This window comes from Streptomyces sp. NPDC093591 (assembly GCF_044764885.1).
GTDB lineage: Bacteria > Actinomycetota > Actinomycetes > Streptomycetales > Streptomycetaceae > Streptomyces.
Window position 1 is genome coordinate 1 of the sequence record NZ_JBIWIY010000027.1, and the last position, 17,490, is coordinate 17,490.

Here is a 17,490-nt window from a genome sequence, read left to right on the forward strand (position 1 = left end):
TCGTGCCGCTGGGGCGGCACGGGTGGGCGCAGCGGCACCCCGTAGCGCCGGGCCGCGCGACCCAACCCCGACCAGCGGCAGTGCCGGGCAGCTGCCAAAGTGAACGGCACCTGTGAGCCGGCCCAGCCGACGCAGTCACTCCGCCGGGGTCACCCCGGCCCGCAGCAGCCCGTACGTGTATGCGTCCTCCAGGGCCTGCCAGGACGCTGCGATGACGTTCTCGGCGACGCCGACCGTGGACCACTCCCCTGCCCCGTCGGACGTGGAGATCAGGACGCGGGTGGTGGACTGGGTGCCGTGGACGCCCTCCAGGATGCGGACCTTGTAGTCGACGAGGTCCAGCTTGGCGAGCTGGGGGTAGATCTTCTCCAGGGCGACTCGCAGCGCGCGGTCGAGGGCGTTGACCGGGCCGTTGCCCTCGGCCGTGGCGACGATGCGCTCGCCCTTGGCGAAGAGCTTGACCGTGGCCTCGTTGGCGTGGGTGCCGTCGGGGCGGTCCTCGACGATCGCTCGCCAGGACTCGACGCCGAAGTACTTCAGGGGCTTGCCCTCGACCTCGGCGCGGAGGAGGAGTTCGAAGGAGGCGTCGGCCGCTTCGTACGTGTAGCCCTTGAGCTCGCGCTCCTTGACCCGCTCGACCACCCGGCCGACCAGCTCCCGGTCGCCGCCCAGGTCGATGCCGAGTTCCTTGCCCTTGAGCTCGACCGAGGCGCGGCCGGCCATGTCGGAGACCAGCATGCGCATGGTGTTGCCGACCAGCTCGGGGTCGATGTGCTGGTACAGGTCCGGGTCGACCTTGATCGCGGAGGCGTGCAGGCCGGCCTTGTGCGCGAAGGCGGAGACGCCGACGTACGGCTGGTGCGTGGAGGGGGTGAGGTTGACGACCTCGGCGATGGCGTGCGAGATCCGGGTCATCTCGCGCAGGTGGCCGTCGGGGAGGACCTTCTTGCCGTACTTCAGCTCCAGGGCCGCCACCACCGGGAAGAGGTTGGCGTTGCCTACCCGCTCGCCGTAGCCGTTGGCCGTGCACTGGACGTGGGTCGCGCCCGCGTCGACGGCGGCGAGGGTGTTGGCGACCGCGCAGCCGGTGTCGTCCTGGGCGTGGATGCCGAGCCGGGCGCCCGTGTCGGCCAGGACCGTGGAGACCACTGCCTGGACCTGGGCGGGGAGCATGCCGCCGTTCGTGTCGCAAAGGATGACGACGTCCGCGCCGGCTTCCGACGCTGTGCGGACCACGGATTTCGCGTACTCGGCGTTGGCCCGGTATCCGTCGAAGAAGTGCTCGCAGTCGACGAACACGCGGCGGCCCTGGGAGCGGAGGTACGACACCGTGTCGCGGACCATCTCCAGGTTTTCGTCCAGGGTGGTGCGCAGGGCCAGTTCGACGTGGCGGTCGTGGGACTTCGCGACCAGGGTGATCACGGGGGCGCCGGAGTCCAGGAGGGCATTGACCTGGGGGTCCTCGCTCGCTTTCCCGCCCGCGCGGCGGGTGGCGCCGAAGGCGACCAGTTGGGCGTGCCGGAAGTCGATCTCCTGCTGGGCGCGCGCGAAGAACTCGGTGTCCCTCGGGTTGGCGCCGGGCCAGCCGCCCTCGATGAAGCCCACGCCGAAGTCGTCCAGGTGCCGTGCGATGGCCAGCTTGTCGGCGACGGTGAGGTTGATGCCCTCCCGCTGGGCGCCGTCGCGCAGGGTGGTGTCGAAGACGTGGAACGAGTCGTCGAGTTCGCTGGTTACCGTCATGGTCGTAAGGCTCCTGTGTTGGATCTCGGTCTACCGGAATGACCGGTTCCACCGCCCCCACCTATGGTCCCTCACGCTCTCCGCCCGGCTGCGGGTGGGCCGGGAAACAGAAAAACCCCTCGCGGGTGCGAGAGGTCTGCGCGCGGGTCGAGGACGACGGTGTCCACCCGTACCTGGTCGTACGTGGTGGTCACTGCGGACCGGCGCGCCTGCTGCCAATAATCATGGCGAACGAGAGCACGGGGGCAGTCTGGCACAGTCCGCGCCCGTGCTCACCGTCCGTCTCAGGATGCGAGCACTGTGCTGATCACCGCAGGCGACGCAGGAAGCCGTCGGTCACGCCGTTGGTGTCGCCGGGGACCAGCTGCGCGGAGCCGGCGCCGAGGCCGAGGAGCTTGTCGCCGCCGCCGAACGAGGTGGCGTAGACGTTGTCGTCGGTGACGGGGCCGCCGGTGACCGACACGCTGGCGAGGCTGGAGGCGCCGGTGCGCAGATCCCGTACGTAGACGTTGTCCTGGCCCTGCGCGGCCCGGAATCCGTAGGCGAGGTAGCGGCCGTTGCGGCTGATCTCGGGGCCGGAGATGACCGCGGGATCGCCCGTGCCGTCGTGGACGATGCCGCGGGTGGTGTCGGTCCGCAGGTCGCGCACATAGGTGCTGGTGTTGACCGCGGTGCCGTCCGGGACCAGGTCCTCGCCCCGGTAGGTGAAGGCGACGTAGCGTCCGTCCGCCGAGATGGAGGGGTCCAGGCCGTAGCGCTGGGCGGGCGTGCCCTGCGGGGTGACGTCGACCTGTTCCTCGGTGCCGGTGCGGCGGTCGTGCACCAGCATCGCGCCGCCCCCGCCGCGCGGGCCGAACTGCTCGTAGACCACGTACCGACCGTCCGCGCTCATGTCCAGGTGGTAGGAGCCCCGGTCCGGGTGGTCACCGTTGGTGATCCGCTCGACGGTGCCGGTGCGGCGGTCGGTGACGTACACGGCGGGGTAGATGACCGTCTGGCCGCTCTCCATCTGCTTCGGGCGGGCGTTGAACGCGACGTACCGGCCGTCGTCGGAGATCGCGGCGGCGCCGTGCGCGTAGGCGGAGGCGCCGGTGGGTGTGGTGCTGACCCGCTCGGTGCGGTGGGTGACCCGGTCGTGGACGTAGACGTCCTTGGCCCAGTACTCCTTCGGCTCCGGCCAGTCGGTGAGGTTGTCGGCGGTCGATACGAGCACGACGTACCGGCCGTTGGCGCTGATGGCCACGGGCTCGGTGCCGCCGTCGGCCTGGGTGCCGTCGGAGGTGACGCTGATCCGCTCCACCCGGCCCGTGCGCAGGTCGCGTACGAAGCTGTCCTCCACGCCGTTCGTGTCGCCGGGCACGAGGTTCGGGGCGTGGGAGGAGAACGCGGCATAACGACCGTTCGCGCTCAGGTGGGGGCCGCCGGAGTAGTCGGTGCCCTGTTCTCCCGTGCCGGACACGGTGATCCGCTCGGTGGACGGGACGCGGGGCGCGGCGCTCGCCGACGTTCCGGTGAGGGCCACCGTGGCGGCGACGAGGGCGGTGGCGAGCGCGGTGCGTGTGCTGACGTACAAGATCTGTTCCCCCTGTTGTGGTGCTGGTTGTCGGTCAGTGGATGTGGTCGATGAACACGTCCGACGCCCCGTTGGTGTCGTCCGGCACCAGGTCGTCGGCCGTGGAGGCGAAGATGACGGAGCGGCCCTGGCGGGTGACCGCGCCCGGGAGGGCCGTGCCGCTGGTGGCCACCGCCCGCTCCCTGGCGGTGCGCAGGTCGAGCAGCGTGAGGCCGCCGCCCCGGGACAGCAGGACATGGCGTCCGCCGGGGTCGGCCGCCGCGGCGGTGGCGCCGGGCGGACCGATCGGCTCGGTGCGGGCGGTGCGCAGGTCATGGACGTACGGCTGCGGCGTGCCGTCGGCGGACCGGCCGTTGTACAGCACCCGGCGCCCGTCCACGACGAGCGGGAGGAGGCTGGGCGCGCTCAGGGCGGGGCCGTCGGCGAGGAGCCGGGTCTCGCCCGAGGCGCGGTCCTTGACGTACACGCGATGGGTCACGCCCTGCGCGGTGCGCGCGAGCACGGCGTACGCCACCGTCCGGCCGTGCGCGCCGATCGCGGCCTCCCAGATCTCCCCGTCGGCCGGCAGCGCGATCTGCTCGTCGGTGCCGGTGGCCAGGTCGCGGACGTACAGGGCCCGCAGTCCGTGCCGGCTGCCGATGCTGTACGCCACGTGGCGGCCGTCGGCGCTGATCGCCTCGGCGTGGCCCAGCTCGTGGAACCCGTCGGGCGGCTGGGCGGGCCACAGCTGCACGGTCTCGCCGGTCACCCGGTCGTGGACGTACGGCTTCCCGTAGCGGTTGCCGTTGGTGTACGCGACGCGGCGGCCGTCGGCGCTGATCATCGCGCCGCCGGTGTACTGGAGGTCCTCGGGCACCTGGGTCAGGGTGCCGGTGCGCAGGTCCTTGAGGTACACGCGGGTGTTGTGGCCGCCCGTGGGGTCGGCGGAGGTGAAGGCGGCGTAGCGGCCGTTCGCGCTGACCGTGGCCCCGGACGAGGCGACCGGCAGCTGGGTGCCGTCGGTGGCGGTGCTGATCCGGTCGACGCGTACGGCGTCGGCGGCGGCGGTCGGCAGGGCTGTCAGCGCGAGGGCGGCGGTGAGGGCCGCGCCCGCGGAGACCCCGCGCAGGGCGGACGGTACTCTGCGGACACGTGCGGCTCTGGACATGGTTCCCCCCGAAACCTTGTCGTTCCCTCGCCCCCGCGCCGAGGGCCCACAGGGATGCAAGCGCATCACACGGCACGGGGTCAATGCGCTCGTTTACGTACAACCCGGACGGCAGGTCATGCGTCCGCGAGCCCCGGCCGCCCCAGTGACTCGTCGAGGAACTCCCTTACGTGCGACAGGATCTGGCCACGATCGGTGCCCCGCAGCCCGATCGCCACATGGATGGAGAACCCGTCGAGCAGCGCCCGCAGCCGGGCGGCGAAGCGGTCCGGGTCGACCGCCCGGAACTCGCCCCTCGACACGCCCTCGGCCAGCAGCGCGACCAGATCGCGGTGCCAGGCGCCCTCGATCGCGGCCTGGCGGTCGCGGGCGTCGTCGTCGGCGTTCTGCGAGCGGTTCCAGACCTCCAGCCACAGCGTCCAGTGCGGGTCGCGGTGACCGTCGGGGACATACAGGTCGACGTACGCCTCGATCCGCTCGCGGACCGTGGCGGACACGCGCGTCAGCAACCGGCCGCGCTCGGCGCCGAGTCGGCCCTCGCTCCACTCCAGGGTCTGGAGCAGCAGTTCGTCCTTGGAGTGGAAGTAGTAGAGGAGATGGCCGCTGCTCATCCCGACCTCGCGGCCGAGCGCCGCCATGGTGAGCTTCTCCAGTCCGCGCTCGGCGATCATCTCCATGGCGGCGGCGAGGAGGTCCTCGCGAGGCGGGGCGGGGGTGCGGCGGCGGGTGGTCACGCGGCGCCCTCCACGCGGACGGCGTCCACGACGAACCGGGTCTCGGTGGGGATGCAGCAGTCGGCGGCCACGATGGCGACCTCGGTCCCGCAGCCGCACACGTGGTTGACCCCTCGGGTGCCGTCCGGGCCGCAGCAGCCGACGAGGCGGGTGCCGTCGGTGTGGGGTGCGAGGCCGACGGCGTCGAGCGGGTGCAGGACGTAGGTGCCGCGTGGCCCCGCGGAGAGCAGCGGTCCTCGCGCGTCGGCCTTCCGGCCACCGCCCGGGGAGACCCCGGCGTACTCGCCCATGGGCCCGTCGCTCGGAGGGCCGGGCCACGGGTCGTCCAGGTCCGGCAGCCGGTCCCCGCCGGGGTACGGGGGCATCTCGTCGAGCCGCCGGACCGGCTCGGTCGGCCGGGTTCCGCAGGTGGCGCAGAGCAGTACGTTCACCCGTACGTTCTACCGGACCACGGCCTTCGGCTGCTGCTGGGTGATGCAGTGGATGCCGCCCCCGCCCGCGAAGATCGTCCGGGCGTCGACGAGCGTCACCGTCCGCCCCGGGAACAGCCTGCGGAAGATGCCGGCCGCCAGTTCGTCGCGCGGGTCGTCGAAGCCGCACAGGACCACGCCGCCGTTGCAGAGGTAGTGGTTGATGTAGGAGTAGTCGGCCCAGTGCCCGTCCGCCTCCAGGACGGTCGGGGCGGGCACCTCGACGACCTCCAGACGGCGCCCGCGCGCGTCGGTCTGCGACTGCAGCAGGCCGACGACCTCCTTGGACACCTCGTGGTCGGGATGCGCCGGGTCGGGCTGCACATGGGCCACGACCACACCGGGGCGGGCGAATGCGGCCACGATGTCGACATGGCCGAGGGTGCCGAAGCCGTACGGCGGGTAGTCGCCGGTCAGGCCGCGTGGCAGCCAGATCGCCTTGCGGGTGCCGAGCATCGCGTGGATCTCGGCCTCGACCTGCTCACGGGTCCAGTCGGGGTTGCGCTCCGGGCCGAGCTGGACCGTCTCCGTGAGGAGCACGGTGCCCTCGCCGTCCACATGGATCGCACCGCCTTCGTTCACGAGTTCCGAGGCGTACGTCCTGCTCGACCCGGCGAGGTCGGCGACATACGCGGCGATCTTCGCGTCGTGCTCCCAGCGGGCCCAGTCCTGCGCGCCCCAGCCGTTGAACGTCCAATCCACGGCGGCGAGTTCCCCCTTCCCGCCGGTCAGGAAGGTCGGCCCGATGTCGCGCATCCACGCGTCGTCCAGCTCCCGCTCGACGGTGTCGATGCCGGGGCCCAGGAGCGCGGCGGCCTCCCCGGCCTGCCCCGGCCCGCACACCACCGTCACCGGCTCGAACCGGCGGACGGCCCGGGCGACCGCTGCCCAGGCGGCGCGGGCGGCGGCAAGGTCACCGGGGTCCTGGAAGGTCGGGTTCGGGCCCGGCCACGCCATCCAGGTGCGCTCGTGCGGGGTCCATTCGGCGGGCATGCGGAAGCCGTCGGCGGCTGCGGACATCAGTGATCCTCACAGGCTGTGACATTTAGAAGAAATACAGGCGGTTGAGGGAGACGGACTCGGCCGGCTCGGAGCGCAGCGGCTCCCCGTCGAGGGTGACCAGACCGGTGCGCTGGTCGACGTCGACGGCTCCGGTACGGGAGTTGAGCCGCAGGTCGGCGGGGCCTATGCCGCGTGTGCCGCGCACGGCGACCCTGCGGCGCCGGGTGGGCATGCTGTCGCCCCCCTGATCGACGGCGGCCTGGGCGACGAAGGCGACGGAGATGTCGGCGGGGGTGGCGCCGTACGCCCCGAACTGCGGGCCCAGGACGAGGGGTTCGCAGGTGTCGGTGGCGGCGCCCGGGTCGCCGACCACGCCGTACGCCGGGAACCCGGACTTCAGCACCAGCTGCGGCTTGGCGCCGAAGTACTCCGGCCGCCACAGCACGATGTCGGCGAGCTTGCCGACCTCCAGCGACCCCACCTCGTGCGCGAGGCCGTGCGCGATGGCCGGGTTGATGGTCAGCTTGGCCATGTAGCGCAGGACGCGCTCGTTGTCGTGGCCGTCGTCCGGGGCGCCGAACTCGGCCTTCATCTTCCCGGCCATCGCGAACGTACGGCGGACCGTCTCGCCGGCCCGGCCCATGCCCTGCGCGTCCGACGAGGTGATGCCGATCGCGCCCAGGTCGTGCAGCACGTCCTCGGCGCCCATGGTGCCGGCGCGGATGCGGTCGCGGGCCATGGCGGCGTCGCCGGGGAGGTCGGTCTTCAGGTCATGTACCGAGACGATCATGCCGTAGTGCTCGGCGACGGCGTCCCGCCCGAAGGGCAGGGTGGGGTTGGTGGAGGAGCCGATGACGTTCGGGACGCCGGCCATCTTCAGGACGTTCGGGACGTGTCCGCCCCCGCAGCCCTCGATGTGGAAGGCGTGGATGGTGCGGCCCTCCAGCACCTTCAGGGTGTCCTCGACGGACAGGCACTCGTTCAACCCGTCGCTGTGCAGGGCGACTTGGACGTCGTGCTCCTCCGCGACCCGCAGCGCCGTGTCCAGCGCCCGGGCGTGGGCGCCCATGTCCTCGTGCACCTTGAAGCCTGAGGCGCCGCCCTCGGCGAGGGCTTCGACCAGGGGCGCGGCGGAGGACGACGAACCCCGGCCCAGGAACCCGATGTTGACCGGCCAGGCGTCGAAGGCGTTGAACGCGTGCCGCAGCGCCCACGGCGAGTTGACCCCGACGCCCCACACCGGTCCGAACTCCTGCCCGATGATCGTGGTCACCCCGGAGGCGAGCGAGGCCTCCATGACCCGCGGCGACAGCAGGTGCACATGGGTGTCGACGGCCCCGGCGGTGGCGATGAGCCCTTCGCCGGACACGATCGACGTACCGGTCCCGACCACGACGTCGACCCCGTCGAGGGTGTCGGGGTTCCCGGCCCGCCCGATCGAGCAGATCCGTCCCTCCCTGATCCCGATGGAGACCTTCCGGATCCCCAGCGCCGCGTCGATCACCACCACGTTGCTGATGACGACGTCACAGGTCTCCCGGACGGCGGCGGCCTTGAGGTGCAGCCCGTCGCGGGCGGTCTTGCCGAACCCGGCGAGGAACTCGTCGCCGTAGCGCTGCGAGTCGGCCTCGACCCGGATGGTCAGCCCGGAGTCGCCGAGGCGGACGCGGTCGCCGGCGCGGGGGCCGTGGGTGGCGGCGTACTCGTAGGGGGTGAGGCGGCGGGCCTCGGCGGGGTGGCCTCCTGGGCGGCTCATCGCTGGACCTCCTGCTCAGGTGTTTCCGGTACGCCGAGGTAGCCGCAGGCGGCGGCGCGGCGCAGTGCCTCCTCGTGGGCGCCGGGCGCGTCCAGCGGCCCGTCGACGAGTCCCGCGAAACCGATCGCGATCCGCTCACCGCCGATGGGCACGAGGCCGACCTCGACGCTCTCCCCCGGCCCGAACCGCACGGACGACCCGGCGGGCACGGCGAGCCGCATCCCATAGGCCCGCTCCCGTGCGAAGTCGAGGCGCGGGTTGACCTCGAAGAAGTGGAAGTGGGAGGTGACGGAGACGGGCACGGTGGCGGTGTTGGTGACCGTCAGCCGTACGACCGCCTCGGGCTCGGCGTGCTCGGGCCCCGGCAGCAGCGCGCCGGGGGCCCGGTCGCCGAGGCTCCCGCCGATCGGATCGCCGACGACCGCGAGCCGCGAGCCGTCGTCGAAGACCGCCTCGACATGGACTTCGGTGACGACGTCCGCGACACCCGGCAACACGTCGTCCGGGCCGAGCACCGACCGGGCCCGCTCGATTGCCTCCGACAGCCGGGCGCCGTCGCGGGCGGCCTCGCACACGGCGTCCGCGATCAGCGCGGTCGCCTCCGGCACATTGAGCCGCAGGCCGCGGGCGCGGCGGGCCCGGGCCAGCTCCGCGGCTCCGAACAGCAGCAGCCGGTCACGTTCCGTGGGGGTCAGTCTCATGCCGTGGTCACCTCCTTGCCTCCCTCACATTAGAGCACCACTCTAAAAACGAAATCCCCGGTTCCGAAGTGTTGACTCAGCCACAACGATCCCACACATTGAACGTCGCTCTAACTCTGGCGGCCGATCGAAGGAGACCTGCCATGCCGATGGAACAGCGCGGAGTCGACACCATCCCCGACGAGGAACGCACGAGCGGCCCACGGGACCTCGTCTCGATCCTGCTGGGCTCGAACCTCTGTCTGGGGGTGATCGTCTTCGGCTGGCTGCCCCCGTCGTTCGGCCTGGACTGGTGGGCGTCGGTCACCTCGATCGTGGTCGGCACCCTGGTCGGCACGGCCCTCACCGCCCCGCTGGCCCTGATCTCCCTGCGCACGGCGACGAACCTGTCCACGTCCTCCGGCGCCCAGTTCGGGGTGCGCGGCCGCCTGGTCGGCTCGGTGGTCGGGCTCCTGCTCGCCCTCGGCTACACCGCCCTGACCGTGTGGATCGGCGGCGATGTGATGGTGGGCGTACTGGGCCGGCTCGTCGGGCTGCCGGCGAGCGGGGTGTCGTACGGCGTGGTGTACGGCCTGCTGGCCGCGGCGACCGTCGCGGGCGCGGTGTACGGCTACCGGGTGCTGCTCGCCATGTCCCGCGTCCTCGCGATCGGCATGACGGCCCTGCTGGCCCTCGGCGCGATCGCCTACGCCCCGCACTTCACGACCGGCGCGCTGCCCGAGGCGGGCGGCTATCTGCTGGGCGGCTTCTGGCCGACGTGGCTGCTGGCGACGGTGGCCGCGGGCCTGTCCGGCCCGATCGCCTTCATCACCCTGCTCGGCGACTACACCCGCTACATCTCCCCGGCCCGCCACTCCTCACGCCGGGTCCTGCACGCGACGTGGCTCGGCCTGATCCTGGGCCTGCTCATCCCGCAACTGTTCGGCACCTTCACGGCGTACGCGGCGCGAGCGGCCCTCGACTACGCGGGCCCCCTCGTCGACGCCTCCCCCACCTGGTACCTGATCCCGCTGCTTTTGGCCGCCACCGCCGGCTCGATCGGCAACGCGGGCCTGATGCTCTACTCCATGGGCCTCGACCTGGACGCCATCCTGCCGCGCGCCTCCCGCGCCAGGGCCACCTACGCGGTCGCGGTCGTCGCCACGGCCTGTGTCTTCATCGGCCACTACGCCTCGACGGCACAGGAGGCGATGACGTCGTTCGTCCTGCTGCTCACCGCGATCGGCACCCCGTGGGCGGTCATCACCCTGATCGGCTTCGCACGGTGCCGTGGCGTGTACGACGCGGAGGCCCTCCAGGTCTTCAACCGCCGGGCGCGGGGCGGGATCTACTGGTACCGGGCCGGCTGGAACATCCAGGCGACGGTGTCCTGGGCGCTGGGTGCGACGGTCGGTGTGCTGGCGGTCGCGCTGCCGTCGTACGAAGGTCCGCTGCTGAGCCTGACCGGTGGGATGGACTGCAGCTTCCTGCTGTCGGGGCTGGTGGGGGGCGTGGCGTACGCGCTGTCGACCCAGGGTTCGATGAAGGCGGAGCCCCAGACCGACAATTCAGTACCGGTCGGCGAAAGCAGCCCGTCCGGCGTTTGAGGACGAGGCCCCTTCAGGACCGAAGCGGGGGTCTGGGGGCGGCAGCCCCCGGCACGCCCGGCAGCAACGCCGAGCACCGATCGGCCCACGCTTGGTCAGCCCGGCTCCAGCCCCGGCAGGAACCCCGCCCCGAACGCCGGCTTCAAATCGGTGAACCAAGTCGCGCCCTCGTCGTACGCCGCGAAGAACGGGCGGTCGACGAGGGCCGGGTCGCGGGCCTGGATCAAATGCAGCACGAAGACCTTCTCGCCGGCCACCTCGGCGACACCGTCCACGCAGACCTTGCCCGGCATCGCCGACATGACCGGGCCGCGTACGGTGCGGGCGAGGCCGGAGACCCGTGCGTAGGCGTCCCGGAAGATCTCGTGGCCGCGGGCCAGCGGCACCCCGAAGTAGCCCTGCGGGCCGGTGTCCCGCTCCACGAACTGGTAGTACGGCACCGCACCCAGGGTCGTCGTGACGTCCCACAGCTCCGCCCAGGCATCCGCGCTGTCGTTGATGCCCGCCACCAGCGGGCCCTGGCAGCGGATCACGGCCCCCGTGTCCCGTACCCGGCGCATCGCCTCCCGCACGACCGGCGGCCGCAGCTCCTGCGGATGCGTGAAGTGGGCCATCAGCGCGAGATGACGGCCGCTCGCGACGACCCGCTCGAACAGCCTGAGCAGGTCGTCGGCGTCCCGGTCGGACGTGAAGCGGTACGGCCAGAAGGCGAGCGACTTCGTGCCGATCCGGATCGAGCGGATCGTCTCGATCTCCAGGAGCGGATCGACGTAACGACGCAGCACGTCGGTGCTCATGACCAGCGGGTCGCCGCCGGTGATGAGCGCGCTGCTGACCTCGGGGTGGGCGCGCAGATAGGCGGTGGTGGCGGCGATGTCGTCGGTCGCGATGCGCAGATCGGCCTCGCCGACGAACTGCGGCCAGCGGAAGCAGTACGTGCAGTAGGCGTGGCAGGTCTGGCCCTGGCGCGGGAAGATCAGCACCGTTTCCGGGTACTTGTGCTGCAGCCCGGTGAGGCGGCGGCCCTCGTGCACGGGCACGTTGGCGTCGAGCTGGCCGGAGGGATGCGGGTTGAGCCGCATCCGGATCTCGTGGGCCGCCCGCAGGATCTCGGCCCGCGGCGCCTCGGCGGACAGCAGATCCGCCATCAGGCGCAGCTCCGGTGCGGGCAGCATGCCCGCCTGCGGGAACGTCAGCCGGTAGATGGGGTCGTCGGGTACGGCCGCCCAGTCGATCAGCTCGTCGATCACGTAGGTGTTCGTACGGAACGGCAGGACCGCCGCCACGGCCCGCAGGGCGAGGCTCTCGGTGGGCGTGAGGGACACGCGCCGCCGCAGCAGGCCGTCCAGGTCACGGGGCGTGAAGGCACGGAAGCGTGGGCGTCCGTCGTGGGATGTGGGGTGGTGCGTTGAACTCATGTGTGCTGAGGCCCTCTATTCCGTGACCAGGACCGGCGGCCGCAGTTCGACGAAGGCGGTCGCCGACGCATCGTACTTCTCCGTGAAGTGCTGGATGAGCCGCGTGTGCAGCTCGCTCTCGTCGTCGACGACGATCAGCTCGTGCGCGCCCGGGATGCTCAAGGCCTCGCTGTACGCGGAGAGTTGGTCCAGGTGATGACGGGCGAGATAGGTGACGAGGTCGGGGCCGGAGACGTACAGACTCTCGTCGACGGACACGAAGTGGCAGGTGAATTGCCGTCGTCCGTCAGTCGCGTGGACGAGCGTGACCGGCAGACGGGTGAACCGTTCCATCGGTTTGCCCTGTTGCCACAGTTCGTCGAACCGCTGTTCCACGAAGGTGCCGAGCGGCGAGCGGACCGCGACCTCCAGCTGGACTCCCTCGCCGGAGAGCCGGCCGACCGTGAGGAAGGACACCAGACAGCGGTCGTCCCAGCGGTAGAGCGTGACGCCCGGCGAGGTCGAGCACAGCCGTACTTCGAGATGCTGGCGCGCGTTCTCGTCGAGCCGCTGCGCGAACTGGTCCAGGGTGCGCAGGTTGCGCAGGATGTCGCGGCGGATGACGGCACTCTGCTCGCCCAGTTCCCGGCCGCGCAGGATGACGGCGAGGGAGTCGGGGTCGAGCAGCAGGATCTGCACCCGGGCGCCGTGTGCGGTGGCCGCCTTCACACCCCGGAAGAGGCGTTCGGAGAACTGCGGGCCGAAGAGGTTGGAGAAGGTGTCGAGCACCTTGACGTTCGAGGTCGAGCCGTGGACCTGGGCGCTGAACCACTCGTAGTCGAGCCGGTGGTGCTCGCGCACGCGGCCCTCCTGGGCGCGGGAGATCAGCGGGCCGATCACGAAGACGGTGACGACGACGCCGATGATGTCGGTGCCGAGGTTGAGGGCGAGGTTCTCGTCGTAGTTGTCCATGCCCTTGCTGCGCCACAGCAGCAGCGCCGCGCAGGCCGCGAGCAGGGCGAGCACCGTGAGGCTCTGCGGGCGCCGGGGCGTGCGTAACGCCCGCATCAGCCAGCGCAGCCTGGGTACAGGCGACCGTCCGCTCACCCTGACCCCTCCCCCTGATGTGCGCGGGGGAAGGCTCACGCTTCCCCCGCGGAATGGGTGGATACCCGCGCGGGGGAAGCGGTACGCGTCGAACGAAGGGCCTCTGTCCGTACGCCAGTTGCCGGGGATCAGCCCAGCTTGTGCATCCAGCCGTGCTTGTCCTGAGCCGTGCCGCGCTGGATGTCCAGCAGCGCCTGCCGCAGTTTCAGCGTGACCTCGCCGGGCTCCCCGTCGCCCTGGCGCCACTGCGCACCCGTGCGCTTCACGGTGCCGACCGGCGTGATGACCGCGGCCGTGCCGCAGGCGAAGACCTCGGTGAGGGTGCCGTCCTCCGAGTCGCGCTGCCACTGGTCGACGGAGACACGGCCCTCCTCGGCCTCGTAGCCGAGGTCACGGGCGACCGTGAGGAGGGAGTCACGGGTGACCCCCTCCAGGATGGAGCCGGTGAGGGACGGAGTGACGATCTTGTCGCCGTACACGAAGTACAGGTTCATGCCGCCGAGTTCCTCGACCCACTTGCGCTCGACCGCGTCGAGGTAGCAGACCTGGGCGCAGCCCTCGGCGGCGGCCTCGGCCTGGGCCAGCAGGGAGGCGGCGTAGTTGCCGCCCGTCTTCGCGTCGCCCATGCCGCCGGGCACGGCGCGGACGTGGTCCTCGGAGACCCAGATGGACACCGGCTTGACGCCGCCGGGGAAGTAGGCGCCGGCCGGGGAGGCGATGACGATGAAGAGGTACTCGCTCGCGGGCTTCACACCCAGCCCGACCTCGGTCGCGAACATGAACGGGCGCAGGTAGAGGGACTCCTCGCCACCGTGCGCCGGGACCCAGGCCTGGTCCTGGCTCACCAGCGCGTCGCACGCCTCGATGAAGGTCTCCACCGGCAGCTCCGGCATGCCGAGCCGGCGGGCGGAGGCCTGGAAGCGCTTGGCGTTCTTCTCGGGGCGGAAGCTGGCGACGGACCCGTCGGGCTGGCGGTACGCCTTGAGGCCCTCGAAGATCTCCTGCGCGTAGTGCAGGACCATCGTGGCCGGGTCGAGGGAGATCGGCGCGTACGGCACGAGCTGGCCGTCGTGCCAGCCGCGGCCCTCGGTCCACTTGATCGTCACCATGTGGTCGGTGAAGTGGCGGCCGAAGCCGGGGTTGGCCAGGATCGCCTCGCGCTCTGCGGCGGCGAGCGGACTGGCGGAGGGCTTGAGCTCGATCGTGGGCGTCGTCATGAGTAGATGTCCTTCACCGGTTTTGATTGTGGCGGGCCGCGCTCACGCCAGTACTGTCAGTGGCCAGTGCTAGGACGTCCGAGCATTCCCTCATTCAGCGGCTCCGCGTTCGATTATCGCAAGCGGGGGCCGTGGAAGAAATCGGCGTGATCGGCGTGAATCGCGACCCAGGGGATGATGGTGACACCCGGCGGCGGACATGGGGAAGCCGCCGGGTGCGCAGTGACCCGACGGCTTCGAGAGGTTCGAGTGGCTCGGCAGGTCAGCCGGCTACTCGTACGGCCAGCGCGTCGCCGATCTCCGACGTGGAGCGGGCGGGCTTGCCGGTGCGCTCCGCGAGGTCGGTGGAGACGGCCTCGTCGATGCGGGCGGCCTCGGCGTCGTAGCCGAGGTGGCGCAGGAGCAGGGCGACGGACAGGACCGTGGCGGTGGGGTCGGCCTTGCCCTGGCCTGCGATGTCCGGGGCCGAGCCGTGGACGGGCTCGAACATGGACGGGAACTCGCCGCTGGGGTTGATGTTGCCGCTCGCGGCGACGCCGATGCCGCCGGAGACGGCCGCGGCGAGGTCGGTGATGATGTCGCCGAAGAGGTTGTCGGTGACGATCACGTCGAAGCGCTCGGGCTGCGTGACCAGGTAGATGGTCGCCGCGTCCACGTGCATGTACTCGGTGGTGACGTCGGGGAACTCCTCGGCCACCTTGTTGAAGACGTTCGTCCACAGGTGGCCCGCGAAGGCCAGCACGTTGTTCTTGTGGATCAGCGCGAGCTTCTTGCGGGGGCGGGCCTGGGCGCGGGCGAAGGCGTCGCGGACGACACGCTCGACACCGAAGGCCGTGTTGACGGAGACCTCGGTGGCGACCTCGTGCGGGGTGCCCTTGCGGATGGTGCCGCCGTTGCCCGTGTACGGGCCCTCGGTGCCCTCGCGGACGACGATGAAGTCGATCTCCGGCTGGCCGGCGAGCGGGGTGGCGACACCCGGGAGGAGCTTCGAGGGACGCAGGTTGACGTGGTGGTCGAAGAGGAAGCGGAGCTTGAGCAGGAAACCGCGCTCCAGGACACCGGACGGGACCGAGGGGTCACCGATCGCGCCGAGCAGGATGGCGTCGTGCTTCTTGAGCGCCTCGACATCGGCGTCGGTGAGGGTCTCACCGGTGGCGTGGTAGCGCCGGGCGCCGAAGTCGTACTCCTTGGTCTCCAGCTTCACATCCTGCGGGAGGACGGCGGAGAGGACCTTCAGGCCTTCGGCCACGACCTCCTGGCCGATGCCGTCACCGGGAATCACTGCGAGATTGAGGCTGCGAGACATGTCGGCACCCTACTCCTCGTCCCATGGGATGACACGGCATGTCCGCCATACGGACAGTGTCGAGCGGCCGGGAGTCAGCCCTTCGACTGGCGTTCACCCGTATGTAGAGCTGGCGTTGGCGTGCGCTGGGAACTTCACCGCCATGGACCTTCCCGACTTCGGCATCCCACCCCAGCTCGCGCGCCGGATGAGCATGGCCGAACAGCACGAGTACCTGCGCACCAAGCTGGTGCGGCGCCGCACGCTGGTGACGGCCTCGGCGGTGGCGGGCGGAACGCTGGCGGGCGGACTGCTGACGGGATGTTCGACATCGGGGACGACCACCACCTCCAAACCCCCCGCGTCCGCCCCAGCCTCCGCCACCTCGAAGGTGCCCGGCTCCGTCGTCGCCCCCTTCGGCCGCCACCTCGCCTTCGGCGCCGACCCCAAGACACAGATGCGGATCTCCTGGCAGGTGCCGGCCGCGGTGCGGAAGCCGTACGTCCGGATCGGCCTGCGCCCGGACGACCTGGACCGGCGGATCGAGGCGGAACTGCGCGACCTGAAGACCCCGGAGGTGGCGGGGGTGAGCGCGGCGGTCGAGCAGTACTACCTGCACGCGGCCCTGGACGGCCTGCGCCCGGGCACGACGTACTACTACGGCGTCGGTCACGCCGGCTTCGACCCGGCGTCCCCCGGGCACCGGCCCACGATCGCCTCCTTCCGCACGGCACCGGCGTCCCCGCCCGAGCGGTTCGTGTTCACCGCGTTCGGTGACCAGGGCGTCGGCCTGCACGCCGCCGACAACGACCGCGCCCTGCTGCGCCAGAACCCCGCCTTCCACCTGCACGCCGGGGACATCTGCTACGCCAACCCGACCGGCAAGGGCAAGGACTCGGACGCGTTCCAGGCGGGCATGTGGGACGTGTTCCTCAAGCAGACCGAGTCGGTGGCGAAGTCGGTGCCGTGGATGGTGACCACCGGCAACCACGACATGGAGGCCTGGTACTCGCCCGACGGCTACGGCGGCCAACTCGCCCGCTTCTCCCTACCGGACAGCGGCTTCGACCCGCGTACGGCGCCGGGGGTGTACGCGTTCACGTACGGCAACGTCGGTGTGGTGGCGCTGGACGCGAACGACGTGTCGTACGAGATCCCCGCCAACTTCGGCTACACGCAGGGGCGGCAGACGAAGTGGCTGGACCGCAAGCTCGGCGAGTTGCGGGCCGACCGCTCGGTCGACTTCGTCGTCGTCTACTTCCACCACTGCGCCTACTCGACCTCGACGCACGCCTCCGACGGGGGCATTCGCGCCGAGTGGGTGCCGCTCTTCGCCAAGCACCAGGTCGACCTGGTGATCAACGGGCACAACCACGTGTACGAGCGGACCGACGCGATCCTGAACGGCGAGGTCGGCGCGCCGGTACCGATCGGCGCGACGACGGACCCGACGCGGGACGGGATCGTGTACGTCACGGCGGGCGGCGGCGGCAAGGACCTGTACGGCTTCCCGAAGGGCGTCGAGGAGAGCTACGAGGGCCATGTCACCGAGCGGGAGTCGGTCGACTCCTTCAAGTGGACCAGGTCACGCGACGCCAGGACGGAGAGCGTGCGGTGGTCGCGGGTGCGCTACCGGGGCTTCTCCTTCCTCGCGGTGGAGGCGGAGAGCGGCGCGAAGCCACGGCTGAAGGTGTCGGCGCTGACGCCGGACGGGGAGCGCGTCGACCATTTCGAGGTGCGGCGCGGAAAGTGACCCCGCGCCGCACCTCGGGCGG

The 17,490-nt window shown here is 71.2% G+C and carries 14 protein-coding genes; 2 read left to right on the forward strand and 12 right to left on the reverse strand.

The features are described 5' to 3' along the window. Positions 1–135: 135 nt before the first annotated feature. From cimA to ureA, 8 genes are all read right to left on the reverse strand, one after another. Positions 136–1,740, reverse strand: coding sequence for a citramalate synthase (gene cimA, locus ACIREI_RS41700; RefSeq protein WP_403344981.1), 1,605 nt, complete (start codon positions 1,738–1,740; stop codon positions 136–138). Between the two features lie 307 nt (positions 1,741–2,047). Further along, positions 2,048–3,313 carry a TolB family protein gene (locus ACIREI_RS41705; RefSeq protein WP_403344983.1) on the reverse strand — a complete coding sequence of 422 codons (1,266 nt, stop codon included), beginning with the start codon at positions 3,311–3,313 and terminating at the stop codon, positions 2,048–2,050. 34 nt (positions 3,314–3,347) lie between these two features. Beyond that, on the reverse strand, positions 3,348–4,460 hold the full coding sequence (locus ACIREI_RS41710; protein WP_403344985.1) for a hypothetical protein: 1,113 nt from the start codon (positions 4,458–4,460) through the stop codon (positions 3,348–3,350). Positions 4,461–4,576: 116 nt separating this feature from the next. Further along, positions 4,577–5,194 (reverse strand): TetR/AcrR family transcriptional regulator, encoded by a 618-nt coding sequence (locus ACIREI_RS41715; protein WP_403344987.1) that lies wholly within the window; start codon positions 5,192–5,194, stop codon positions 4,577–4,579. Then, positions 5,191–5,625: a hypothetical protein gene (locus ACIREI_RS41720; RefSeq protein WP_403344989.1), complete on the reverse strand. Its 435-nt coding sequence runs from the start codon at positions 5,623–5,625 to the stop codon at positions 5,191–5,193. Before ACIREI_RS41720 ends, ACIREI_RS41715 begins: the two co-directional genes overlap by 4 nt. A 9-nt stretch (positions 5,626–5,634) precedes the next feature. After that, positions 5,635–6,684 (reverse strand): agmatine/peptidylarginine deiminase, encoded by a 1,050-nt coding sequence (locus ACIREI_RS41725; protein ID WP_403344991.1) that lies wholly within the window; start codon positions 6,682–6,684, stop codon positions 5,635–5,637. A gap of 25 nt (positions 6,685–6,709) precedes the next feature. Beyond that, positions 6,710–8,422, reverse strand: a complete 1,713-nt coding sequence (locus ACIREI_RS41730; RefSeq protein WP_403344992.1) for an urease subunit alpha — start codon at positions 8,420–8,422, stop codon at positions 6,710–6,712. Further along, the gene (ureA, locus tag ACIREI_RS41735; protein ID WP_403344994.1) at positions 8,419–9,123 is read right to left on the reverse strand and encodes an urease subunit gamma; all 705 of its coding nucleotides are present in this window, start codon (positions 9,121–9,123) and stop codon (positions 8,419–8,421) included. Before ureA ends, ACIREI_RS41730 begins: the two co-directional genes overlap by 4 nt. 143 nt (positions 9,124–9,266) lie before the next feature. Here ureA and ACIREI_RS41740 point away from each other — a divergent pair, with 143 nt between their 5' ends. Next, on the forward strand, positions 9,267–10,709 hold the full coding sequence (locus ACIREI_RS41740) for a cytosine permease (RefSeq protein ID WP_403344996.1): 1,443 nt from the start codon (positions 9,267–9,269) through the stop codon (positions 10,707–10,709). 95 nt (positions 10,710–10,804) lie between these two features. Here ACIREI_RS41740 and ACIREI_RS41745 read toward each other — a convergent pair whose 3' ends face one another. The 4 genes from ACIREI_RS41745 to ACIREI_RS41760 all read right to left on the reverse strand — a co-directional run bounded on the left by ACIREI_RS41745 (position 10,805) and on the right by ACIREI_RS41760 (position 15,736). Beyond that, positions 10,805–12,127, reverse strand: coding sequence for a KamA family radical SAM protein (locus tag ACIREI_RS41745; RefSeq protein ID WP_403344997.1), 1,323 nt, complete (start codon positions 12,125–12,127; stop codon positions 10,805–10,807). A gap of 15 nt (positions 12,128–12,142) precedes the next feature. Then, complete coding sequence (locus ACIREI_RS41750; RefSeq protein ID WP_403344998.1) at positions 12,143–13,213, reverse strand: hypothetical protein; 1,071 nt, start codon at positions 13,211–13,213, stop codon at positions 12,143–12,145. A 128-nt stretch (positions 13,214–13,341) separates the two neighbouring features. After that, complete coding sequence (locus ACIREI_RS41755; protein WP_403345000.1) at positions 13,342–14,430, reverse strand: branched-chain amino acid aminotransferase; 1,089 nt, start codon at positions 14,428–14,430, stop codon at positions 13,342–13,344. A gap of 262 nt (positions 14,431–14,692) precedes the next feature. Beyond that, a complete protein-coding gene (locus ACIREI_RS41760; RefSeq protein ID WP_403345001.1) occupies positions 14,693–15,736 on the reverse strand; it encodes a 3-isopropylmalate dehydrogenase in 1,044 nt (347 codons plus the stop codon). Positions 15,737–15,878: 142 nt separating this feature from the next. On the opposite strand from ACIREI_RS41760, the gene ACIREI_RS41765 reads away from it, so the two are divergent. After that, entirely contained in the window at positions 15,879–17,468 is a 1,590-nt protein-coding gene (locus ACIREI_RS41765; protein ID WP_403345003.1) for a purple acid phosphatase family protein, read from the forward strand. The last annotated feature ends 22 nt before the right edge of the window (positions 17,469–17,490 follow it).